General features: G+C 74.4%; 16 protein-coding genes and 2 pseudogenes. 7 read left to right on the top strand and 11 right to left on the bottom strand.

Features of this window, described 5'->3' with window-relative positions; all coding sequences use genetic code 11:
* Nucleotides 1-266: 266 nt before the first annotated feature.
* The 5 genes and pseudogenes from ABZW32_RS24740 to ABZW32_RS24720 form a co-directional block, all read right to left on the bottom strand.
* A pseudogene (locus ABZW32_RS24740) lies at nt 267-1,175 on the bottom strand (cation diffusion facilitator family transporter); the annotation flags it as partial.
* Between the two features lie 61 nt (nt 1,176-1,236).
* A complete protein-coding gene (locus tag ABZW32_RS24735) occupies nt 1,237-2,115 on the bottom strand; it encodes an acyl-CoA thioesterase II (RefSeq protein WP_280915151.1) in 879 nt (292 codons plus the stop codon).
* Nucleotides 2,116-2,134: 19 nt separating this feature from the next.
* Nucleotides 2,135-3,292, bottom strand: a complete 1,158-nt coding sequence (locus tag ABZW32_RS24730; protein ID WP_030229495.1) for an acyl-CoA dehydrogenase family protein — start codon at nt 3,290-3,292, stop codon at nt 2,135-2,137.
* 197 nt (nt 3,293-3,489) lie between these two features.
* Nucleotides 3,490-4,524, bottom strand: coding sequence for an FUSC family protein (locus ABZW32_RS24725; protein ID WP_356219386.1), 1,035 nt, complete (start codon nt 4,522-4,524; stop codon nt 3,490-3,492).
* A gap of 84 nt (nt 4,525-4,608) precedes the next feature.
* On the bottom strand, nt 4,609-6,414 hold the full coding sequence (locus ABZW32_RS24720) for a helix-turn-helix domain-containing protein (protein ID WP_356219384.1): 1,806 nt from the start codon (nt 6,412-6,414) through the stop codon (nt 4,609-4,611).
* A 118-nt stretch (nt 6,415-6,532) separates the two neighbouring features.
* On the opposite strand from ABZW32_RS24720, the gene speB reads away from it, so the two are divergent.
* Nucleotides 6,533-7,498: an agmatinase gene (gene speB / locus ABZW32_RS24715; RefSeq protein WP_356219381.1), complete on the top strand. Its 966-nt coding sequence runs from the start codon at nt 6,533-6,535 to the stop codon at nt 7,496-7,498.
* A gap of 39 nt (nt 7,499-7,537) precedes the next feature.
* Nucleotides 7,538-9,205, top strand: coding sequence for a thiamine pyrophosphate-binding protein (locus ABZW32_RS24710; RefSeq protein WP_356219378.1), 1,668 nt, complete (start codon nt 7,538-7,540; stop codon nt 9,203-9,205).
* On the opposite strand, the gene ABZW32_RS24705 is transcribed toward ABZW32_RS24710, so the two are convergent.
* Both ABZW32_RS24705 and ABZW32_RS24700 read right to left on the bottom strand, forming a co-directional pair.
* Nucleotides 9,135-9,449 (bottom strand): helix-turn-helix transcriptional regulator, encoded by a 315-nt coding sequence (locus ABZW32_RS24705; RefSeq protein ID WP_356219375.1) that lies wholly within the window; start codon nt 9,447-9,449, stop codon nt 9,135-9,137. The genes ABZW32_RS24710 and ABZW32_RS24705 overlap by 71 nt on opposite strands.
* Nucleotides 9,443-9,871 carry an ATP-binding protein gene (locus tag ABZW32_RS24700; protein WP_356219372.1) on the bottom strand — a complete coding sequence of 143 codons (429 nt, stop codon included), beginning with the start codon at nt 9,869-9,871 and terminating at the stop codon, nt 9,443-9,445. Before ABZW32_RS24700 ends, ABZW32_RS24705 begins: the two co-directional genes overlap by 7 nt.
* Before the next feature lie 160 nt (nt 9,872-10,031).
* Here ABZW32_RS24700 and ABZW32_RS24695 point away from each other — a divergent pair, with 160 nt between their 5' ends.
* Both ABZW32_RS24695 and ABZW32_RS24690 read left to right on the top strand, forming a co-directional pair.
* On the top strand, nt 10,032-10,796 hold the full coding sequence (locus tag ABZW32_RS24695) for a GntR family transcriptional regulator (RefSeq protein ID WP_356219369.1): 765 nt from the start codon (nt 10,032-10,034) through the stop codon (nt 10,794-10,796).
* A gap of 208 nt (nt 10,797-11,004) precedes the next feature.
* Nucleotides 11,005-14,796: an ABC transporter ATP-binding protein gene (locus ABZW32_RS24690; RefSeq protein ID WP_356219366.1), complete on the top strand. Its 3,792-nt coding sequence runs from the start codon at nt 11,005-11,007 to the stop codon at nt 14,794-14,796.
* Between the two features lie 10 nt (nt 14,797-14,806).
* On the opposite strand, the gene ABZW32_RS24685 is transcribed toward ABZW32_RS24690, so the two are convergent.
* The gene (locus ABZW32_RS24685; protein WP_356219364.1) at nt 14,807-15,361 is read right to left on the bottom strand and encodes an EF-hand domain-containing protein; all 555 of its coding nucleotides are present in this window, start codon (nt 15,359-15,361) and stop codon (nt 14,807-14,809) included.
* 304 nt (nt 15,362-15,665) lie between these two features.
* On the opposite strand from ABZW32_RS24685, the gene ABZW32_RS24680 reads away from it, so the two are divergent.
* Both ABZW32_RS24680 and ABZW32_RS24675 read left to right on the top strand, forming a co-directional pair.
* Complete coding sequence (locus tag ABZW32_RS24680) at nt 15,666-16,031, top strand: hypothetical protein (protein WP_356219361.1); 366 nt, start codon at nt 15,666-15,668, stop codon at nt 16,029-16,031.
* A gap of 84 nt (nt 16,032-16,115) precedes the next feature.
* Nucleotides 16,116-17,552: a S28 family serine protease gene (locus ABZW32_RS24675; RefSeq protein ID WP_356219358.1), complete on the top strand. Its 1,437-nt coding sequence runs from the start codon at nt 16,116-16,118 to the stop codon at nt 17,550-17,552.
* A gap of 10 nt (nt 17,553-17,562) precedes the next feature.
* On the opposite strand, the gene ABZW32_RS24670 is transcribed toward ABZW32_RS24675, so the two are convergent.
* Together ABZW32_RS24670 and ABZW32_RS24665 are read right to left on the bottom strand one after the other, a co-directional pair.
* Nucleotides 17,563-19,344: a glycoside hydrolase family 3 N-terminal domain-containing protein gene (locus ABZW32_RS24670; RefSeq protein ID WP_356219464.1), complete on the bottom strand. Its 1,782-nt coding sequence runs from the start codon at nt 19,342-19,344 to the stop codon at nt 17,563-17,565.
* Nucleotides 19,345-19,399: 55 nt separating this feature from the next.
* Nucleotides 19,400-20,356 carry a LysR substrate-binding domain-containing protein gene (locus tag ABZW32_RS24665; RefSeq protein ID WP_356219355.1) on the bottom strand — a complete coding sequence of 319 codons (957 nt, stop codon included), beginning with the start codon at nt 20,354-20,356 and terminating at the stop codon, nt 19,400-19,402.
* Nucleotides 20,357-20,440: 84 nt separating this feature from the next.
* Here ABZW32_RS24665 and ABZW32_RS24660 point away from each other — a divergent pair, with 84 nt between their 5' ends.
* The gene (locus tag ABZW32_RS24660; RefSeq protein ID WP_356219352.1) at nt 20,441-21,364 is read left to right on the top strand and encodes an EamA family transporter; all 924 of its coding nucleotides are present in this window, start codon (nt 20,441-20,443) and stop codon (nt 21,362-21,364) included.
* Here ABZW32_RS24660 and ABZW32_RS24655 read toward each other — a convergent pair.
* A pseudogene (locus ABZW32_RS24655) lies at nt 21,315-21,806 on the bottom strand (GNAT family N-acetyltransferase); the annotation flags it as partial. The gene ABZW32_RS24660 and the pseudogene ABZW32_RS24655 overlap by 50 nt on opposite strands.
* Between the last annotated feature and the right edge of the window lie 330 nt (nt 21,807-22,136).

Raw genomic sequence — 22,136 nt, 5'->3', positions numbered from 1 at the left:
CGCCACCCGGCCGGTCAGGGGCCGTCCGGCCCGGCCGGGCCCGCCCGGCCCGGAGGCGGCGCCGACGCGGGTCCGGTCGCCGGTCCGGCCGTCGGCCCGGTCGGGGGTCCGGACGTCGGTCCGGTCGTCGGTCCGGTCGTCGGTCCGGTTGCGGGCCCGGTTGCGGGCCCGGATGTCGGCCCGGCCACGGGTCCGGTCGCGGGTCCGGCCGTCGGCCCGGTCGCCGGTCCGGTCGAGGGTCCTGCCGTCGGCCCGGTCGCCGGCCAGGGCGTCGGGTCCAGGTAGACGCGGCGGATCGCCGGAAAGCGCTCGCGGAGCTGGTCCTCGGCGTCCTCGCAGGCCGCCTCCACCTGGCGGGCCGACGCCAGGTCGTGAAAGTCGATCTTCGCGGCGATCAGCACCTCGTCGGGGCCCTGCACCAGGGTCGTCAGCTCCAGCACCCCCTCGATGTGCGGCACCGTCAGCAGCTCCTCGCGGACCTCCGCCCGCATCCCGGCGGGCAGCGGTCGCCCGATCAGGTACTGCGCGTTCGAGCGCCCCAGCTCCCAGGCCACCGCCACCAGCAGGGCGCCGATCAGCAGCGAGGCCACGCCGTCGTACGCCCCGGATCCCGTCAGCTGCGCCCCCAGCAGGCCGCCCGCCGCCAGTACGAGCCCGATCAGCGCGGCCACGTTCTCCAGCAGGACGGCCTTCACCGCCGTGTCCGGGGTGTGCTTCACGTACAGGCCCAGCGGCACCCGCAGCCGTTCCGCCTCACCCGTCATCTGCCGCCGGGCCACCAGCAGCGAGTAGCCCTCCAGCAGGAAGGCGACGGCGAGGATGACGTACGAGACCGTCGGATCGCCCGGCTGCTCCCCGTGGACCAGGGTGTGGACGCCGTCGTAGAACGCGAAGACCGCGCCGCCGACGAAGGTCGCGACCGAGGCGAGCAGCGCCCACACGTAGCGCTCGGGCCCGTATCCCAGGGGATGCGCCTCGTCGGCCGGCCGGGCGCTGCGCTTGAGGGCGGTCAGCAGCAGCAGCTCCGTCACCGTGTCGGCCACCGAGTGCGCGGCTTCGGAGAACATCGCGCTGGACCCGCTGACGACCCCGCCGACCGCCTTGGCCACCGCGATTCCGAGGTTGGTGGCGGTGGCGACGACGACGGTGCCGACGCTCTCGGATTTTTCGGACATGTGGTGACGTTATGTCCGCGACGCGGGCCCGGTGGTCAGTGACACCCGGCCCGCCGAACCGTCAGGCCCGCGGTACGCGGACGACGCCCTCCTGGATGACGGTCACCGCGAGGCGGCCATCCTGGGTCCAGATGCGGGCCTGGCCCAGGCCCCGGCCGGCCGCGGCCGAGGGGGACTCCTGGTCGTACAGGAGCCACTCGTCGGCGCGGAAGGGCCGGTGGAACCACATGGCGTGGTCGAGCGAGGCGCCGACCACGTCGCCGACCGCCCAGCCGCCCCGGCCGTGCGCGAGCAGCACCGAGTCCAGCAGGGTCATGTCCGAGACGTACGTGGCCAGGCAGGTGTGCAGGAGCGGATCGGCGCCCTCCAGCTTGCCCGCCGTGCGGAACCACACCTGGGAGCGGGGTTCGACCGGCTCGCCGACGCTGCCCCACGGCGGGGTCGTCGCGTACCGCAGGTCCACGGCGGCCCGCGCGTCGATCAGCCGCTCCACCGTGCCCGGGTCCCGGAAGGTCTCCCGGTACGCGGGCAGTGACTCCTCGGCGGTCGGCAGGGTCTCCGGATCCGGGGCGGAGGGCATGACGGCCTGGTGGTCGAGGCCCTCCTCGTACGTCTGGAACGACGCCGAGAGGTGGAAGATCGGCTGCCCGTGCTGGACGGCGACGACCCGGCGCGTGGTGAAGGAGCGCCCGTCGCGGATCCGGTCCACGGAGTAGACGATGGGCGCGCCGGGGTCACCGGCGCGCAGGAAGTACGAGTGCAGCGAGTGCGCCGTGCGGTCCTCGGGCACGGTGCGCCCGGCCGCGACCAGCGCCTGGGCCGCGACCTGACCGCCGAAGACGCGCGGTACCAGCGCCGAACGGCTGGTACCGCGGAAGATGTTCTCCTCGATCCGCTCCAGGTCGAGCAGATCGAGCAGCGTCGTCAGTGCCTCGTTCATGGGGGGAAGGGTAAGTCCCTTACAGGCCCATCGACTTGGCGATGATGGACTTCATGACCTCGCTGGTGCCGCCGTAGATGCGGTTCACGCGGTTGTCGGCGTACAGGCGGGCGATCGGGTACTCGTTCATGTAGCCGTAGCCGCCGTGCAGCTGGAGGCACTTGTCGATGACGCGGTGCGCGACCTCGGTGCAGAACAGCTTCGCGGAGGCGGCCTCGGCGGCGGTCAGCTCGCCGGCGTCCAGGGCCTCCAGGGCGCGGTCGGCGACCGCCTCGGCGGCGTCCACCTCGGCCTGGCAGGAGGCCAGTTCGAACTTGGTGTTCTGGAAGTGCGCGACCGGCTTGCCGAAGACGGTGCGGTCGGTCACGTACTGCTGGGCGAACCGGACGGCGGCCTTGGCCTGCGCGTACGCGCCGAAGGCGATGCCCCAGCGCTCGGAGGGCAGGTTCGCGCCGAGGTAGTAGAAGCCCTTGTTCTCCTCGCCGAGCAGGTCCTCGACCGGCACCTTCACGTCGACGAACGCCAGCTCGGCGGTGTCGGAGGTGCGCAGGCCCAGCTTGTCCAGCTTGCGGCCGATGGAGTAGCCCTCGGACTTGGTGTCCACGGCGAAGAGGGAGATGCCGAAGCGGCGGTCCTGCTCGCCCGGGGCGGAGGTGCGGGCGCAGACGATCACGCGGTCGGCGTGGACGCCACCGGTGATGAAGGTCTTGGAGCCGTTGAGGACGTAGTGCGTGCCGTCCTCGGAGAGCTTGGCGGTGGTCTTCATGCCCGCGACGTCGGAGCCGGTGCCCGGCTCGGTCATCGCGAGGGCCCACATCTCCTCGCCGGAGACGAACTTCGGCAGGTAGCGCTTCTTCTGCTCGTCGGTGGCGAGCATCTTGATGTAGGGCAGGGCGAGCAGCACGTGCACGCCGGAGCCGCCGAAGTTCACGCCGGCGCGCGAGGTCTCCTCGTACAGGACGGCCTCGAACTTGTGGGTGTCCAGGCCCGCGCCGCCGAACTCCTCGGGGACGTTGATCCCGAAGACGCCCAGCTCGCCGAGCTTGTAGTAGAAGTCGCGCGGGGCCTGGCCGGCCTGGAACCACTCGTCGTAGACGGGGACGACCTCGGCCTCGATGAAGGCGCGGATGGTCTCGCGGAACGCCTCGTGGTCCTCGTCGAAAACGGTACGGCGCACAGCCGGCCCCTCTCTGCGGCTGAACCGCCGCCCGCTCTCGCGGGGGTGGTCGTGCGCCGTCGTGGTTGCTCGAATGATTGCTTATGCCTAAGCGCTTGCTCAGATTAAGTTACCGGCGGGTTGTTCTCCCTGTCCAGAGTGAGGAGCAGCACGCTGCCGCCGCGACGGGGTGTGGCGGGCGGGCCGGGCGGGTGCGCTCAGTCCGCGGCGGGGCCGAGGTGCTCGGCCAGCACCTGCTGGGTGAGGTGGATCCCGGCGCGCAGCACGGCGTCGCGGGCGCCGGGGTGCGCGGCCCGGTGCGCGGCTTCGAGCTCCCGGGCCGCGCGCAGCCGGTCCGCGCAGGGCCCGCCCCGCAGGGCCTCGTCCAGCGCCCGGCCGGTCGCCTCGATCAGCGGGGCCATGGCGCGCGCCGACGCGTCGTCGGCGGCGGGCCGGGTCTCCACCTCCCGGGTGAGGAACTGCAGGGCCGGGGCCGTCCGCGCCGCCAGCCGCAGGCGCGGCCGCAGCGGGCCCGCCTGCCCGGCCGCATCCCGCCGGGGAGGCAGCAGCAGCACCCGCCCGGCCGTGCGCTCCAGCGCGGCGGACAGTTCGTACGGGCGGTGCCACAGGGCGAAGGCGGCCACGGGAGCGGCGGCGGGAACGCCGGCCGGAGCGGGCGCGGCGGCGCGGGCGGCGGTCCGCGCGAGGCGGTCGGCGAGGCCGGCGCGGTACTCCTCCAGGCCGAGCGCCGTCTCCCGGTACGGGTCCGGAGGCCAGAGCAGCGGGCCGAGGAGCGCCACGACGGCGATGCCGACCGCGCTCTCCACCAGCCGGGCCAGGGGGTACCCGGGCACCGGCGTGGAGTAGATCACCAGGGCGGTGATGATCACCTGTTGGTTGGGGGAGCCCCCGTGGCGCAGCAGGTACATCCCGGCGCAGGCGCACACCAGGAGGACCGGGAACGACAGCGGGCCCGTGGGCAGCCAGTGCAGGACCGCCACGCTCAGCAGTACCCCGACGGCCACCCCGACCAGGCGTTCCAGGGCCGCCCGCGGCGCCGCGAACAGGTCCCCGCGCAGGATCAGTACGGCGGGCAGCGCGGCCGCCACCGGGGCCGTGCTCGTACCGAGCCACACGCACGCGTACCAGGGGAGGGCGGCGCACACGAGGAGCCGGGCGGCCGGCGCGAGGCGCCCGCCGGAGCCGTGGCCGCTGCCGCGCACCGGTCCGGACATGCGGAACATGTCGAGCATGCCGGACATCGTAGGGCGGGGTGGTACCGGGACGGCCCGACCTCCGGGGGGCCGGGCGGGCCCCGGTGACGGCGCGGCCGAGCGTCAGGGCCGGTCGGCGGGTGGTGGGGTGGCCGGGGGCTTCGGGCCGGGTTCGTGCCGCAGGGCGAACCACAGGTCCATCCGGGTGTCGGGGTCGTCCGGGTCGACGCCCAGCAGCCCGGCGGCGCGGGCGACGCGCTGGCGGACGGTGTTGCGGTGGACGCCGAGGGCGGCGGCGGTGCGGTCCCAGCTGCCGTGGTGGGCCAGCCAGGCGCGCAGGGTGTCCCGCAGCGCGGGGGAGAGGGGACCGAGCAGGGCCTCCGCGTGCGCCCGCGCCTCCGCCTCGCCGACCAGGCCCGCGAGGCCGGGCTCGGTGTGCCGGGCCAGCGGGGTCCGGGCCGCCTCCGCGCGCTCCAGCGCCCGGCGCGCCTGGGCCCCGGCCGTGCCCAGCCCGGCGGGCGCGGCGGGGGCGCTCACCCCGAGCCGCCAGCCGGGCTGGGGGGCGGGATCCCGGTCGGTCAGCAGCCGTACGCCGTCCCCGCGCGGGTCCAGCAGTACGGTGCCCAGCGCGGCGGCCAGCGCCTGCGGGTCCCCGCCGCCCCGGGCGTGCACGGCGTACCAGGGCCCGGGGGAGAGCGCCCCGGCCGGATCGCCGTCCAGCAGGAGCCGGGTCAGGGAGGCGGCCTCGTCCCCCGCCGGGCGGCTCGCGGTGAGCAGGGTCAGCAGTACGGCGGCGACCGAGGCGATGGTGTGGTCCCCCGGGGCCCGGGACGGGGTGGCGAGGGCGAGCGCCCGGCCGCCGCCCACGGCGTACGCCGCCAGGTGCGTGCCGCCCAGGGTGTCGGTGGCCGTCGCGACACCCCCGGCCGCCACCCGCGCCGCCAGCCCCGCCAGCGCACCCCGCACCCCTTCCCCCGGATCCGCCCCGGCCCCGGCCACGCCGCCGACCGGGCGCACCCCACCCCCGGCCGGGGCCGGGGGCGTACCGGTCATGCGGGTAGCCGCCGGGCCGGGTCGGGCCGTGCCCGCGGCCGCCGTGCCCGTGCCGGTCGGGCCCGGGGGCGTGCCGGTGACGCGGCTACCCGACGGGCCCGTTCGGGCCGTGTCCGTGCCGGCCCGGCCTCCGCCCGCGTCCTCGGGGCCCGGACCGGCCGCGGCGTCCGTGTGGGGGCTTCCGGCCGGTCCCGGGACCGCGCCGTCCCGGGCGCCCGCTCCCGGCGGCGGGGTCAGCAGGGCCGCCCAGCCGTTCAGGCTGGCCGCCAGGCGGGACAGGACCGCCGCCACCGGGTGGGGGCGGGCGGCGGCCGACGCCAGGGACTGCTGCGCTTCGGTCACCCGGCGCAGCTCCCGGGTCCGGGCCTCGGCCATCAGCCGCCAGACCGCCCGGCCGACCGCCGTGAAGGGGGTGCCCGGCGGGACTTCCACCAGCGGCAGCCCGTACCGCTCGCAGGCCTCCACGAGGGCCGGCGGCACCGTCTCGTGCACCGGGGTGACCCCGAACCCGACCGCACCCACTCCGGCCCGGACCAGCCGGGCCACGTACTCCGCGGGATCCGCCGAATCCGCGCCCCCCGGAGCGCCGGGATCCCCGGGAGCCGCGCCCCCGGGAGCCACACCCGTGCCCGCCTCCCCCGCGCCCGGGGCAGCCCCGCCCGGGGCAGCCGCGCCCGGGGCAGCCGCGCCCGCGAGCCCCGCCCCGGCCGTCAGGAGGAGCTCGCCGCCCAGCAGGTAGGGCGACGGGTCGGCCATCTCCGAGGCGTGCACCCCGTACACGTCCGCGTCGGCGGGCCCCGCGAGGAGCCGCAGCCCCAGCTCCCGGTCGGCGGTCAGGGCGGCCAGCGGAACCGGCGGGGTGAGCGGGGCCTCCATGGGTACTCCGTACATATCGGTGCCGAACAGTGGATGAAACGTACACTTCGCGCCCCGCCGACGCCCGCTTACGCTCGAAAGACCGCACCTCGCAGGACCACCAGAAGGGCACCCCCCCATGAGCACGCAGCCGCGCGGCCCCGTCGACTCCTCCCGCATCCCGCGCTACGCGGGCCCGGCGACCTTCGCCCGGCTGCCCCGCCTCGACGAGGTCGGCTCCGCCGACGTCGCCGTCGTCGGCGTGCCCTTCGACTCCGGTGTCTCCTACCGCCCCGGCGCCCGCTTCGGCGGCAACGCCATCCGCGAGGCCTCCCGCCTGCTGCGCCCGTACAACCCGGCCCAGGACGCCTCCCCCTTCGCCCTCGCCCAGGTCGCGGACGCCGGCGACATCGCCTGCAACCCGTTCAACATCAACGAGGCCGTCGAGACGGTCGAGGCCGCCGCCGACGAGCTGATCGGCAACGGCTCCCGCCTGATGACCCTCGGCGGCGACCACACCATCGCCCTCCCGCTGCTCCGCTCCGTCGCGAAGAAGCACGGCCCGGTCGCCCTGCTCCACTTCGACGCCCACCTGGACACCTGGGACACCTACTTCGGCGCCGAGTACACGCACGGCACCCCGTTCCGCCGCGCCGTCGAGGAGGGCATCCTCGACACCGAGGCGCTGTCCCACGTCGGCACCCGCGGCCCGCTGTACGGCAAGCAGGACCTGGACGACGACGCCAAGATGGGCTTCGGCATCGTCACCTCGGCCGACGTCTACCGCCGCGGCGCCGACGAGGTCGCCGACCAGCTGCGCCAGCGCATCGGCGACCGCCCCCTCTACATCTCCATCGACATCGACGTGCTCGACCCGGCCCACGCGCCCGGCACCGGCACCCCCGAGGCGGGCGGCATGACCTCCCGCGAGCTCCTGGAGATCATCCGGGGCCTGTCCTCCTGCAACCTCGTTTCCGCCGACGTCGTCGAGGTCGCCCCGGCGTACGATCACGCGGAGATCACCTCGGTCGCGGCCTCGCACACCGCGTACGAGCTCACCACGATCATGAGCCGTCAGATCGCTGCCTCCCGGCAGGATCGCTAAGCACCGGGCGGCGGCGAAGGCGAAGGGCGGCCAAGCACCGTGACGCACGACCACGACCTCGTACTGCGCCCCACCGAGGCCCAGACGGCGGCCGCACTCGCGCCGCCGCCGGGCCGCACGGGCGGGGACCTGGTCGTGGAAACGCTGCGCGGTCTCGGCGCCACCACCGTCTTCGGCCTCCCGGGCCAGCACGCGCTCGCCCTCTTCGACGCGGTCGGCCGCTCCGACCTGCGCCTCGTGGGCCTGCGTACGGAGAACAACGCGGGCTTCGCCGCCGACGGCTACGGCCGCCTCACCGGCGAGGCCGTGCCGCTGCTCCTCTCCACGGGACCCGGCGCCCTGATGTCCCTGCCGGCCCTCGCCGAGGCGGCGGCGGCCTCCGCCCCCGTCCTCGCGATCTCCTCCCAGGTCCCGTCCCCGGGCCTGGGCGGAGGCCGCCGGGGCCACCTGCACGAGCTGCGCGACCAGTCCGCCTCCTTCCGGGACGTGGTCAAGTCCGTCCACACCGCCCGGACCCCCTCTCAGATCCCGTCCGTCATCGCGGCGGCCTGGGAATCGGCCCTCACCGTCCCCTTCGGCCCGGTGTGGGTGGAGATCCCGGAGGACGTGCTCCGCGCGGAAACGGTCATCCCGCAGGTCACGGGCATGGACGCGACCCCGCACGAACTGGCCCCCCGCCCCGAACTCACGGCCCTCGCCGCGCACTGGCTCTCCCACGCCTCCCGCCCGGTGATCATCGCGGGCGGCGGAGTGATCCGCGCGGACGCGGCGGGCAAGCTCAAGCAGCTCGCGGAACTGCTCAACGCCCCGGTCGTCACCACCTTCGGCGGCAAGGGCGCCTTCCCCTGGACGCACCCGCTGTCCCTGCGGTCCTGGCTGGAGGACCGCCACACCACGGACTTCCTGGAGGACGCGGACGTCGTCCTGGTCGTCGGCTCCGGCCTCGGGGAACTCTCCTCGAACTACCACACGTTCTTCCCCACGGGCCGGGTCGTCCAGATCGAGGCCGACCTCGGCAAGCTGGAGTCCAACCACCCCGCCCTCGGCATCCACGCCGACGCCCGCCTCGCCCTCCAGGCCCTCCTGGAAACGGTGACCCCCCGGCAGGACCCGGGTGCCCCCGAGCGGGTCGCGTCCCTCCTCGCGGCGGTCGAGGAGCGCCTCGCCTCCCAGGACCTCGCCCTGGAGCAGGAGGTCCTGGCCTCGGTCCGCGCGGCCCTTCCGCCCCGCTCCCCGTCCTTCTGGGACATGACGATCCTGGCGTACTGGGCCTGGTCCGCCTTCGACCCCAGGTACCCGAACACCATGCACTCCGCCCAGGGCGCCGGCGGCCTCGGCTACGCCTTCCCGGCGGCTCTGGGCGCGGCCGTCGCGGAGCCGGACACGCCGGTCCTCGCGGTGTCGGGCGACGGCGGCGCCATGTACTCGATCGCCGACCTGGCCACCGCCCGCCAGCACGACCTCGACGTCACCTGGCTGATCGTCGACGACGGCGGCTACGGCATCCTGCGCGAGTACGGCTGCGCCACCGGCACCGACCTCGCCCGACCCGACTTCGCAGCCCTGGCCGTCTCCTTCGGCGTCCCGGCGACGGTCACCACCCCGGAAACCCTGCGGGCGGACCTCACCCGGGCCCTCAAGACCCCGGGCCCGTCGGTGGTCGTCCTCCCGGCCACCCTGAAGATGTTCGCGCCGACCCACCTCTGAGGACGACGACGCAGGTCCCGCCGCTGAGCGTGAGGTCCAGCTCCGCCTCCAGCGCCCGCGCGAGCCGTGCCAGCAGCGGTACGGCGGGCAGGGTCCCGCCGAGTTCGATCCCGGAGACCTCGGGCCGGGTCAGCCCGGCCCGCCGCGCCAGTTCCTCCTGGGAGATCCCGAGCTCGGCGCGCCGGTCGTAGAGGGCCTGCCCGATCGTGAAGGCGAGCCGGACCTCTTCCAGGATCCTCAGCACGTGACCCCCTCCGGTGCCCCGGTGATCTCGGCCCAGACGGCCTTGCCGATCCCGTGGCGCCGGGGGCACTGGCCCCAGCGCACCGACAGCGCCGCGACGATGGCCAGACCCCGCCCGCGCTCGTCGCAGGCACCGGCGGCCCGCGGCACCAGCTCCACGGGGTCCCCGGCGTCGGCCACCTCCACCTGCAGCACCCCGTCGTACCGGGCCACCCGCACCCCGATGTCCCGCCCCTGCGGAGCCCCGGCGTGCCGGACGGCGTTGGTCACCAGCTCGGAGAGCAGCAGCTCCGCCGTGTCCGCGGGATCCCCCTCGACCTTCCACTCGCGCAGCTGCGAACGCAGCAGCGCGCGGGCCCGGCCGGGGGCGCGGGCGCTTCGGGGCACGAACCAGAAGGCCTCGTGGGCCTGTTGCGACGCCATGCAACCTCACTTGTCTAGATACCTGCCCTCAGTGAAGCGGGTCCCCCATCCGCCCCGGGAGAGATATCTAGATATGTTCGAGGTTGATCGATGTTGAGCGACAGCCGCCCCACGGCTGCGGCCCGCGCCTAGGCTGGCGCGAGCGCAACCAGGAGGACGCATGCCGAAGGACGTCGCGAAGCGGCAGCCCAAGTACCGGATCATCGCCGACGCGCTCAAGGAGGCCATCGCGTCCGGGGAGTACGGCCCCGGCGACCGCCTGCCGGGCGAGAGCGACCTGATGGCCGCCTACGGCGTCGCCCGCATGACCGCGCGCCAGGCTTTCGCCGCCCTTCAGGCCGAAGGGCTGACGGAGGCCCGCAAGGGTGCCGGGGTGTTCGTGCGGCAGTTCAAGGTGGTCATCCGGCGGCGCGGCATCCAACGGCTGTCCGTCGAGGTGTGGGGCGCGGGCGGATCCATCTGGGACGTGGACACCAAGGGCCGCGAGCCCGTCGTCGAGTTCCTCTCCGTGGGGGACGAACCCTCGCGGGGTGCCGTGGCCAAGGCCCTCGGGCTGGCGGAGGGGGCTCCGGTCTGCGTGCGCCGGCGCAGGTTCCTGCTCGGCGGCAGGCCCGTCATGCTCGCCACCTCCTACCTCGACGCCGACCTCGTGGCCGGCACGCCCATCTCCGAGCCCGACACCGGTCCCGGCGGCATCTACGCCCGGCTGGCCGACATCGGCCACGGGCCCGCCCGGTTCCGCGAGGAGGTCCGCTCCAGGATGCCCAGCGGGGACGAGGCCGCCCGCCTCGGCCTGGCGGCCGGAACCCCCGTGGTCCTGATCTGCCGGACGGCCTTCACGGCCGACGGCCGGGCCGTCGAGGTCAACGAGATGGTCCTCGACGCCTCCGCGTACGTGCTGGAGTACGAGTTCGACGCTCCGTGACCCGACGGGGTGGTCCGTTACCCCGCCCAGCCCACCCGCCGGGTGGGTGATCGCTGAGGCGACCCGCGTCCCGGAGTCCCGCTCGACACCCGGTCGGATCACGCTCGCGCGCCGCCCCCGTACGGCCGTGCGATTGTTGCGGCGGGATGAAATCCGCCGGTCGGAGCGTTGGGGTGGCGGCAGGACAGGACCTACGGGGAGGTACCACGTGACGGCGGCCGGCGGGAAACAGGGCTGGGGCAGGCGGCTGACCGCCTACACCTGGCGGTACAGGCGCAACGTGCTGCTCGCGCTCGGGTCCTCACTGGCCGGCATGGCCGTCATGGCGCTCGTGCCGCTCGTCACCCGCGTGATCATCGACGACGTCGTCGGGAACAAGACGAAGGACATGGCCCCCTGGGCCGGCCTGTTCATAGGCGCCGCCCTGCTCGTGTACGTCATGACCTACATACGCAGGTACTACGGCGGCCGCCTCGCCCTCGACGTCCAGCACGACCTGCGCACCGACATGTACGACACGATCGCCCGCCTCGACGGGCGGCGTCAGGACGAGCTGTCCACCGGACAGGTCGTCGGCCGGGCCACCAGCGACCTCCAGCTGATCCAGGGCCTGCTGTTCATGCTCCCCATGACCATCGGGAACTTCCTCCTCTTCGGGATATCCCTCGGCGTCATGCTCTGGCTGTCCCCGCTGCTGACCCTGGTCGCCCTGCTGATGGCCCCCGCGCTCTGGTTCATCGCCAAGCGCAGCCGCAAGAAGCTCTTCCCCGCCACCTGGTACGCCCAGGCCCAGGCCGCCGCCGTGGCCACCGTCGTCGACGGCGCCGTGACCGGAGTCCGCGTCGTCAAGGGCTTCGGGCAGGAGGAGCAGGAGACCGGCAAGCTCCGCGAGGCCGGCCGCAGGCTGTTCGGCGGCCGGATGCGCGCCATCCGGCTCAACTCCCGGTACACCCCCGCCCTCCAGGCCGTTCCCGCCCTCGGGCAGGTCGCGATGCTGGCCCTCGGCGGCTGGATGGCCACCCGGGGACAGATCACCCTCGGCACCTTCGTCGCCTTCTCCACCTACCTCGCCCAGCTCGTCGGCCCCGTCCGCATGCTCGCCATGGTCCTCACCGTCGCCCAGCAGGCCCGGGCCGGCGCCGAGCGGGTCTTCGAGCTCATCGACACCGAGCCCGTGATCCGCGAGGGCACCCGCGAGCTGCCCGCCGATGCCCCCGCCACCGTCGAGTTCGACGACGTCCGCTTCGGCTACGACCCCGAGCGGCCCGTCCTCGACGGGTTCTCGCTCACCATCGCCGAGGGCGAGACCGTGGCCGTCGTCGGCTCCTCCGGCAGCGGCAAGTCCACCGTGGCCCTGCTCCTGCCCCGCTTCTACGACGCCGACCACGGCGCCGTCCGCGTCGGCGGCCACGACGTCCGCGAGCTGACCTACGACTCCCTGCGCGCCGCCATCGGCCTGGTGCCCGAGGACTCCTTCCTCTTCTCCGACACCATCCGCGCCAACATCGCCTTCGGCCGCCCCGACGCCTCCGACGAGGAGATCCGCGCCGCCGCCCGCGCCGCCCAGGCCGAAGGCTTCATCGAGGCCCTCGCCGCCGGGTTCGACACCCGCGTCGGGGAGCAGGGCCTCACCCTCTCCGGCGGCCAGCGCCAGCGCATCGCGCTCGCCCGGGCCATCCTCACCGACCCCCGGCTGCTCCTCCTCGACGACGCCACCTCCGCCGTCGACGCCCGCGTCGAGCACGAGATCCACGAGGCGCTGCGGGCCGTCATGGCGGGCCGCACCACCCTCCTCATCGCCCACCGCCGTTCCACCCTCGCGCTGGCCGACCGGATCGCCGTACTCGACCGCGGGCAGCTCGCCGACATCGGCACCCACGAGGAGCTGGAACGCCGCTGCGAGCTGTACCGCAGGCTGCTGACCGACCCCGACGCCCTCGGCGCCGCCTCCCCGCGCACCCCCGACGCACCGGCGATGGCCGAGTTCGAGCGGGACATCGAGCGGGACATCGAGCGGGACCTGGAACTCGAAGCGGAGATCGACTCCGAGCCGGTCAACGCCAAGCGCCGGGTCGCGGACGGGGTCACCCCCGAGCTGTGGCGGCGCGAGGAGAGCGGCAGGTCCGCCACCACCCCCGCGGCCCCCGGCATGCCCGCCACCCCCGAACTCCTCGCGCAGGTGGCGGCCCTGCCGCCGGCCGCCGACGAACCGGCGGTGGACGAGGTCCGGGCCGCCGCCGCCGAGGACAGCTACGGCCTGCGCCGCCTGCTGCGCGGCTTCTGGGCGCCGCTCGCCATCAGCCTGGGCCTGGTCACCCTCGACGCCGGCTCCGGACTGCTGCTGCCCGTACTGATCCGGCACGGCATCGACCAGGGCGTCGAACAGGCCGCCCTCGGAGCCGTCTGGGCGGCCTCCGGCCTCGCCCTGCTGCTGGTCCTCGGCCAGTGGGCCGCGCAGTTCGCCGAGACCCGGATGACGGGCCGCACCGGCGAGCGCGTCCTGTACGCCCTGCGCGTGAAGATCTTCGCCCAGCTCCAGCGCCTCGGCCTGGACTACTACGAGCGCGAGCTCACCGGCAAGATCATGACCAGGATGACCACCGACGTGGACTCCCTGTCCAGCTTCCTGCAGACCGGGCTCGTCACCGCCGTGGTCTCCGTCCTCACCTTCTTCGGGATCCTGATCGCCCTGCTCGTCCTCGACGTCGAGCTCGCGCTGATCGTCTTCGCCACCCTGCCCGTGCTGGTCCTCGCCACCGTCGTCTTCCGCCGCAAGTCGGTCGCCGCCTACGAGCTCGCCCGCGACCGGGTCAGCGTGGTCAACGCCGACCTCCAGGAGTCCGTGGCCGGGCTCCGCCTCGTGCAGGCCTTCCGCCGCCAGTCCACCGGCGCCGCCCGCTTCGCCGAGCGCAGCGACTCGTACCGCCAGGCCCGGGTGCGCGGCCAGTGGCTGATATCCGTCTACTTCCCCTTCGTACAGCTGCTGTCCTCCGGCGCGGCCGCGGCCGTGCTGATCGTCGGCGCGGGCCGGGTGGGGGCGGCCACCCTCACCACCGGCGCGCTGGTCGCGTACCTGCTGTACATCGACCTCTTCTTCGCCCCGGTCCAGCAGCTCTCCCAGGTCTTCGACGGCTACCAGCAGGCCACCGTCTCCCTCGGCCGGATCCAGGAGCTGCTGCGCGAGCCCACCACCACCCCGCGTCCCGCCGCCCCCGTCGAGGTGGCGAAGCTGCGCGGCGAGATCGCCTTCGAGGACGTGCGCTTCCGGTACGGCACCGCCGAGGAGCGCGGGGAGACGGGCGAGGCGCTGGCCGGGATCAGCCTGCGAATACCCGCCGGTCAGACCGTCGCCTTCGTCGGCGAGACCGGGGCCGGCAAGTCCACGCTGGTCAAGATGGTCGCCCGGTTCTACGACCCGACCTCCGGCCGGGTCACCGCCGACGGCGCCGACCTGCGGGAGCTGGACCTGACGGCGTACCGCCACCGCCTCGGCGTGGTCCCCCAGGAGCCCTACCTCTTCCCGGGTACGGTCCGCGACGCCATCGCCTACGGGCGGACCGGCGCGAGCGACGCCGAGGTGGAGGCCGCCGCCCGGGCGGTCGGCGCCCACGACATGATCGCCACCCTCGACGGCGGCTACCTGCACACCGTCGCCGAGCGGGGCCGCAACCTCTCGGCGGGCCAGCGCCAGCTGATCGCGCTGGCCCGCGCCGAGCTCGTCGACCCGGACGTCCTGCTCCTCGACGAGGCCACCGCCGCCCTGGACCTGGCCACCGAGGCGCAGGTCAACCAGGCCACCGACCGGCTCGCGGGCAAGCGCACCACCCTGGTCGTCGCGCACCGGCTGACCACCGCGGCCCGCGCCGACCGGGTGGTGGTCATGGACCGCGGCCGGGTCGTCGAGGACGGCAGCCACCTCGAACTGCTGGCCCGCGGCGGCCGCTACGCCGAGCTGTGGCGGACCTTCGCCGGGGAGGACGAGCCCGCGGCGGCCGCGTGAGGGCCTGCGGTCAGAGCTCGCCGAAGAGCAGGTTGCCGGGGGCGTCCTCGTCGTCCCCGGTGTAGTACTCGCGTACGGCGTCGAGGAGTTCGTCCAGCGACAGGTAGCCGTCGTGGTTCTTGTCGATCCTCGCGAAGAGGACGTCCGCGTCGGCGGGCTCCAGCCTGGTGTCGAAGGCCAGCTGCGCCGTGTGGAACTCCTCGGGGCTGATCTGCCCGTCGCCGTTGGTGTCGACGACCGTGAGGATCGCCTTCATCATCGGCCGGAAGGACTTCTCGTACGCGGGGCCGCCGTCCTTGTAGAGGCGGGTCATGCCGTCCCGGTACTGCTCGGGCGTGAGCTTCTGGTCCTCGCCGACGCCCAGCTCGTTGAAGAGGTCCACCCAGAAGTCCGTGAGGCCGCGGAACACGTCGGCCGCCTTGGGGGAGGTGGCCGGCTCCGACAGGGCCGAGAGCAGGCGGGACCCGAGCGCGATCATGTCCTGCTCGTCGATCACGCCGTTGGAGTCCGCGTCCAGGTGCGCGAACGCGCGCTCCAGCTTGCGGTCGAGCAGGTCGTTCGTCATGTCAGATGCCCTTCACGGCTACCACGGATACACTGAGCGGTCGTTCGGCCACCTAGCGTAATCTGTCCGTTGATCACCAACTCCCGCTCTCCCGCCGGGAAGCCGGGGATGCACTCTTACGGGGTATGGCCGGGCCCGTACGTGCGGGCCCCCTGTTGCGGCTGCCGCGCGCAACCTTCCGCGGCGTCCGAGCGTCGTACGTGCGTACGTGTTGCGTACGGCCGATCGGGGGGTCAGGGTGCTGCGTCAGGGGCAGAGGGTGCGCGAGGTGTGGGGCGGAAAGGGGCGTGGCCGGGGGAGGGTCGTGTCCCTGGGGGCGGTCGGGGCGGCGCTCTGGCTCGTCGTGGGAGGGGTGTTCGCGGCCCCTCCGGCGCAGGCCGCGACCGGCGGGTGCGAGGGCGAGCTGGTCAAGGCGCTGCCCTTCGTCACCGGAGAGCTGCGGGTGTACAAGAGCCGGGACCGGGCGTGCGCGGTGACGGTGGCCCTGCGAGCCGGGGAGCGCCGTCACATGTGGGTCAGTATTCAGCCACGTGGTGGCGTCCCGGTGGGCGATGCGGGGCAATTCACTCGGTACGCGGGCCCCGTCAGCGTGGGTGCGATCAACCGATGTGTGTATGTAAAGGGCGGAGTGGCGGCCGGATCCGTCGATTCCGGCTGGATCCTGTGCTGAGCTCGCGGCCCAACTGGGACTGTTCATGGGCGTGTTGCCCCCGCTAGGTTCACGGCGACCACAGTGAACTCAAGGGGAGGGTGAATGCGCAAGACGCTCGGATGGCTGCTGTCGCTCGTGGTGCTGATCGGCACCATGGGCGCGGCCGGCGCCACGGCACAAGCGGCCACCGCCGCGGGGCCTGCCGCCGCCACGGACATCAAGGACCAGATCCTCAGCATTCCGGGGATGAGCCTGATCGAGGAGAAGCCGTACCCGGGGTACCGCTTCTTCGTACTGAACTACGAGCAGCCGGTCGACCACCGGCAGCCGTGGAAGGGCACCTTCAAGCAGCGCCTGACCCTGCTGCACAAGGACGTCTCGCGGCCCACGGTGTTCTTCACCTCGGGCTACAACGTCAACACCAGCCCGCGCCGCAGTGAGCCGACGACCATCGTCGACGGCAACCAGATCTCTCTGGAGTATCGATTCTTCACCCCCTCCCGGCCCGCCCCGGCCAACTGGGGGAACCTGGACATCTGGCAGGCCGCCAGCGACCAGCACCGCATCTTCACCGCGCTGAAGAAGATCTACCCCAAGAACTGGCTGGCCACGGGCGGCAGCAAGGGCGGTATGACGGCGACGTACTACGAGCGCTACTACCCGCGTGACATGGACGGCGTCGTCGCGTACGTCGCGCCCAACGACGTCGTCAACAAGGAGGACTCGGCCTACGACCGGTTCTTCACCAAGGTCGGCACCAAGGAGTGCCGCGACAAGCTGAACAACGTGCAGCGCGAGGCCCTGATCCGCCGCGAGCCGCTGGAGGCCAAGTACACGGCCGCCGCCGCCGCGAACGGCTGGACCTTCAACACGGTCGGCAGCCTCGACAGGGCCTTCGAGGCCGTCGTCCTCGACTACACCTGGGCCTTCTGGCAGTACAGCCTGCTCTCCGACTGCGCGGCGATCCCGACCGCCGCCACCGCGAGCGACCAGGAGATCTGGGACACGGTGGACACCATCTCCGGCTTCTCGGCCTACGCCGACCAGGGCCTGGAGACCTACACGCCGTACTACTACCAGGCCGGCACGCAGCTCGGTTCGCCCGACATCAAGCAGCCCCACCTCAAGGGCCTGAGCCGCTACGGCTACCAGCCGCCGCGCAACTTCGTGCCCCGCGACATCCCGATGACCTTCCAGCCGGGCGTCATGGCGGACGTGGACAACTGGGTCCGCAACAACGCGAACCAGATGCTCTTCGTCTACGGGCAGAACGACCCGTGGGGCGCCGAGCCCTTCCACCTCGGGTACACCGTGCGCGACAGCTACGTGATGATCGCGCCGGGCGCCAACCACGGGGCCAACGTCGCCAAGCTCCAGGAGGGCGAGAAGGCCCTCGCGACCGCGAAGATCCTCCAGTGGGCCGGGGTCGCCCCCGCCCAGACCCTGTCCGGCCGGGCCCAGGCCCCCGCGCCGCTGGCCGCGCCGGACCCGGTGCTCGACCAGGTCGACCTCAGGCACGAGCCGCAGCTGCGGCCGTAGTCCTCGGGAGCTACCGGGCCACGGGCGGGTACGACAGCCCGTGGCCCAGGGGGTAGCGGCCCGGGACGGGGACCGGGAGGCGGCCGGCGGGCCGCCTCGCACCCGTCAGCACCCGGGCCGCCGCCCGCATCTCCACGTCCGTCCAGGAGTACGTCGCCAGCTCCGCCGCGCACTGCGGCAGCCGTGCCGGGTCGTACGGGTTGCGGATCGCCACGAGAACCACCGGCACGCCCGTCGCAACCAGGTCCGCCACCAGCGTGCGCTGCGGACTCTCCCCCTCCGGGACGTTGTACGTGCACACCAGCACCGCCGCGTGGCCCGGGGCCGCCGCCGGCGCCCCGGCGGGCGCGAGCGCCGTCGCCCGGCAGCCCAGCGCGGTCAGCTCCCGCGCCAGGACCGTCGTGGGGGGTCCGGTGGTACCCGTGGGGGAGACCGGGTCGGTCCCGGTGACCAGCAGCTTCGGCCCGGCGGCCGCGTCCAGCGGCAGCAGGCCCCGCGGATTGGCCAGCAGGGTGGTCGTGGCCGCCGCGATCTCGTCCGCCGCCTCCAGGTGCCCGGCCGTGCCGACCTCCGCTTCCACCCGGGCCGCGGAGGTGTACGGGTCGTCGAACAGGCCGCGGCGGGCCTTGAGTTCCAGGATCCGCAGCACCGACTCCCCGATCCGCTCCCGCGTCAGCTCGCCCGCCTCCACCGCCGCCAGCACGCTGCGCTGCGCGAGGGCGAGGTCCGGGGCGTTCAGCAGCTGGTCGCAGCCCGCCTTCAGGGCCAGCACCGGGACCCGGTCGTCCCCGTACTTCTGGCGGACCCCCGCCATGTCGAGGGCGTCGGTCACCACCACCCCCCGGAAGCCGAGGCGTTCGCGCAGGATGCCGGTGACGATCGGCCGCGAGAGGGTCGCCGGATCCCCCGAGGGATCGAGCGCGGGGAAGACGATGTGCGCCGTCATCACGGCGTCCACGCCGGCCTCCACCACCGCCCGGAACGGCGGCTCGTCCAGCTCCTCCCACTGCGCGCGGGTGTGCCGCATCACCGGCAGCCCGACGTGGCTGTCGGTCTCCGTGTCCCCGTGCCCCGGGAAGTGCTTGGCCGTCGCGGCCACCCCCGCCGCCTGGTAGCCGCGCACCTGGGCCGCGGCCAGGGCCGCCACCGCGCGCGGGTCCGCGCCGAAGGACCGTACGCCGATCACCGGATTGGCCGGGTTCACGTTCACGTCCGACACCGGGGCGTAGTCCTGCCGCACGCCCAGCGCCGCCAGCTCGGCCCCCGCCACGCGCGCCGCCCGGCGGGCATCGGCCGCGGACCCGCCCGCGCCCAGTGCCATCGCCCCCGGCAGCAGGGTGGCCGGCCGGCCGATCCGGGCGACGGCCCCGTGTTCCTGGTCGGTGGAGAGCAGCAGCGGGATCCCGGCGCCCGAGCCGGCCGCCGCCCGCTGGAGGCCGTCGGACAGCCCGGCGATCTGGTGCGGGGTCCGGGTGTTGTGGGCCCAGCCGAAGTAGACGACCCCGCCCAGGCGGTAGCGGGTGACCACCTCGGCGGCCGTGCGCACCCCGAACTGGGCCAGGTTCAGCTCGGCGTCCGCCGCGTCGGGATCGGTCGCGGAGTGTCCGTAGGCCCGGGACACGAACAGCTGCCCCACCTGTTCGGGCAGGCTCATCCGGGAGACCAGCGCGCGCAGCAGGGCCCGGTCCGGGCCGCGGCCGGGCGGCTCCTGCGGGGAGCGGGAGTCGTCCGGTGCGGTGCCGCGGGAGCCCACGGCGGCGGAGGAGGCCCCGGCGGCCGTGACGGCGGCCATGGCGGCGGCGGCGAGCAGGGCCCGGCGGGAGGCGTGGTACGGCACCCGCCGGACCCTACTGGCGCCCCGCTCCGTCCGCCCGGGGGACACTCGGCAGGTCCCCCGGAAGGGGGGCCGCGGCGGGCCAGTGCTCCTGGAGGGCGCGCACGGCCTCGGTGATCGCCGGCCGGCGGGCCGCCCCCGTCCGCCACAGGGCGTACAACCGGCGTACGGGGCCCGGCTCCAGCGGCACCGCCACCGCGCCGGGCGGCAGCGCGCCCGTCCCCAGCCGCGGCACGACGGCGATGCCCAGCCCGGCCGCGACCAGCGCCACGATGGTGTGGTTCTCCTCGGCCACGTGCACGATGTCCGGCTCCAGCCCGGCCGTGCGCAGGGTCCGCACCAGCCAGTCGTGGCAGACCCGCCCGGGCGGCTGGCACACCCACCGCTGCCCCGCGAGGTCCGCCCGCCGCACCGCCGCGCGGGTGGTGAAGGGGTGCCCGGCCGGGACCACCAGGTCGCACCGGTCGTCCCCGATCACCGCCTGCTCCACCCCCTCGGGCGCCGGCAGCGGGGCGATGTCCCAGTCGTGCGCCACCGCCAGGTCGGTGACCCCGCGGGCCACCAGGTCCACCGAGAGGTGCGGGTCCACCTCCGTGAGGCGTACGTCCAGCGCGGGATGCCGGCGGGCCAGGTCGGCCAGCACCCCCGGCAGCAGACCGCGCGCCGCCGAGGCGAACGCGGCCACCGTCAGCAGACCGCTCGGCTGCCCGCGCCGCTCCTCCAGCGTGGTCTCCGCCCGCTCCACGATGGCCAGCAGCTCCCGGGCCGTGTCGGCCAGGTGCCGGGCCTCCTCGGTGAGGGCGACCCCCCGGCCGCGCCGTTCCAGCAGCGTGGTGCGGGTCTCCCGCTCCAGTTTCGCGATCTGCTGGGAGACCGCGGAGGGGGTGTAGCCGAGGGCGGCCGCGGCGCCCGCGACCGAGCCGTGGACGGAGACGGCGTGCAGGGCGCGCAGCCGGGAGAGGTCGAGCATGCGGCCAATCGTAAGCATCGCTTCATCCAACGGGGAAGAGATCCGCGCTGGTGCTACATGGTCGGGGTCGCCGATGCTCGGGACATGCGTCCCGTACACACCGCACTCGCCGTACTCGTCGCCGCCGTCTGGGGCTTCAACTTCGTCGTCATCGAGATCGGCCTCGGCCACTTCCCGCCGCTGCTGCTGTCCGCCCTGCGCTTCCTGGCCGCCGCACTGCCCGCCGTGTTTTTCGTCGGGCGCCCCAAGGTCGCCTGGAAGTGGATCCTCGGCGTCGGCGCGGCCCTCGGCATCGCCAAGTTCGGGCTGCTGTTCACCGGCATGGCCGCCGGGATGCCGGCCGGGCTGTCCTCCCTGGTCCTGCAGATCCAGGCCGTCTTCACCGCCGTCCTCGCCGCCGTCGTGCTGCGCGAGAGGCCCGGCCCGGTCCGCGTGCTGGGCATGTCCGTGGCCCTGGCCGGGATCGCGGTCGCCGCCGTCGACCGGGGCGTCTCGGGGCCGGTCACCGGCTTCGTCCTGGTCGTCGCGGCCGCCGCCTGCTGGGGCGTGTCCAACGTGCTCACCCGCAAGGCCGCCCCGCCGGACGCCCTGAACTTCATGGTGTGGGTGTGCACCGTCCCCGTGATCCCGCTGTTCGCGCTCTCGCTGCTGCTGGAGGGGCCCGACCGGGACCTGGCCGCGCTGCGCGCCCTGGACTGGTCGGGGGTCGCCGTCATCGGCTACGTCGCCTGGGTGTCCACCGTCTTCGGCTTCGGCGCCTGGGGCTACCTGCTGCGCCGCTACCCGGCCTCCTCCGTGGCGCCGTTCTCCCTGCTCGTGCCGGTCTTCGGGATGTCCTCGGCCGCCCTGGTGCTCGGCGAGGGGATCTCGGGGCCGCGCTGGCTGGCGGCGGTACTGCTGGTCGGCGGCGTCGGGCTGACCTCCCTGGCCCCCGCGCGGGCCGGCCGGCGGGCCGCCGTCAGCGCGGGGCGTGCTCCCGCAGCGGCAGCCGCCAGTCCTGCCCCGTGAGGTCGGCCCCGTACGAGCGGTGCGCGCGCTCCGCGACCAGGGTGAACCCGGCCCGCAGATAGAGGGAACGGGCCGAGACCAGCACGTCGTTGGTCCACAGCACCAGCTCGCGGTAGCCCACCGAACGGGCGAAGGCCACGACGGCGTCCACGAGCCGGGCGCCCACCCCCAGACCGCGCGCGGCGGGGTCGACCAGCAGCAGCCGCAGCCGGGCGGTGCCGGGGGCGCCCTCCTCGCGCACGCACATCACCGAACCGACCGGCCGGCCCTCGTGCTCGGCGATCCAGACCCGCTCCAGGTGGGGGTCGTGGTCCCCGGCGAAGTCCGCGACGATCCGGGCGACCAGGCCCTCGAACTCCTGGTTCCAGCCGTACTCGGCCGCGTAGAGCGCGCCGTGGCGCTGCACGATCCAGCCCAGGTCGCCGGGCTCGGGATCCCGCAGCCGCACCGGCCGGCCGGGGCTGTCCTCAGGGAGCGCAGGGGGCTTCATGGCGCCCGAGGATAGCGCGCGGCGCCGACCGGGGGGACGGCGCGCGGCGCGGACCGGGGGACGGCGCGCGGTGCGGGCGGCGCGGACCGGCGTGCGGTGCGGACCGGGGGACGCGTGCGGTGCCGGCGTGCGGTGCGGACCGGGGGGACGGCCCGCCCGTTCCGGTCCGCGCCGCACGCCGTGCCGTGGGGGCTACTTCTTGCCGCCGCCCAGGATCTGGCCGAGCAGGTCGCCGAGCCCGCCACCGTCCGCGCCCGCCGCCGGGGCCGCGCCGGGGGCCGG

This window comes from Streptomyces sp. NPDC004667 (assembly GCF_040609475.1).
GTDB lineage: Bacteria > Actinomycetota > Actinomycetes > Streptomycetales > Streptomycetaceae > Streptomyces.
This window is presented reverse-complemented; position numbering and strand designations above follow the sequence as displayed.

Coding starts and splice junctions, on each gene's coding strand:
- ABZW32_RS24735 (WP_280915151.1), bottom strand. CDS start 2,115: ATGAACGAGGCACTGACGACGCTGCTCGATCTGCTCGACCTGGAGCGG.
- ABZW32_RS24725 (WP_356219386.1), bottom strand. CDS start 4,524: ATGCTCGACATGTTCCGCATGTCCGGACCGGTGCGCGGCAGCGGCCAC.
- ABZW32_RS24720 (WP_356219384.1), bottom strand. CDS start 6,414: ATGGAGGCCCCGCTCACCCCGCCGGTTCCGCTGGCCGCCCTGACCGCC.
- speB (WP_356219381.1), top strand. CDS start 6,533: ATGAGCACGCAGCCGCGCGGCCCCGTCGACTCCTCCCGCATCCCGCGC.
- ABZW32_RS24700 (WP_356219372.1), bottom strand. CDS start 9,871: ATGGCGTCGCAACAGGCCCACGAGGCCTTCTGGTTCGTGCCCCGAAGC.
- ABZW32_RS24695 (WP_356219369.1), top strand. CDS start 10,032: ATGCCGAAGGACGTCGCGAAGCGGCAGCCCAAGTACCGGATCATCGCC.
- ABZW32_RS24685 (WP_356219364.1), bottom strand. CDS start 15,361: ATGACGAACGACCTGCTCGACCGCAAGCTGGAGCGCGCGTTCGCGCAC.
- ABZW32_RS24675 (WP_356219358.1), top strand. CDS start 16,116: ATGCGCAAGACGCTCGGATGGCTGCTGTCGCTCGTGGTGCTGATCGGC.
- ABZW32_RS24670 (WP_356219464.1), bottom strand. CDS start 19,344: ATGGCCGCCGTCACGGCCGCCGGGGCCTCCTCCGCCGCCGTGGGCTCC.
- ABZW32_RS24665 (WP_356219355.1), bottom strand. CDS start 20,356: ATGCTCGACCTCTCCCGGCTGCGCGCCCTGCACGCCGTCTCCGTCCAC.
- ABZW32_RS24660 (WP_356219352.1), top strand. CDS start 20,441: ATGCGTCCCGTACACACCGCACTCGCCGTACTCGTCGCCGCCGTCTGG.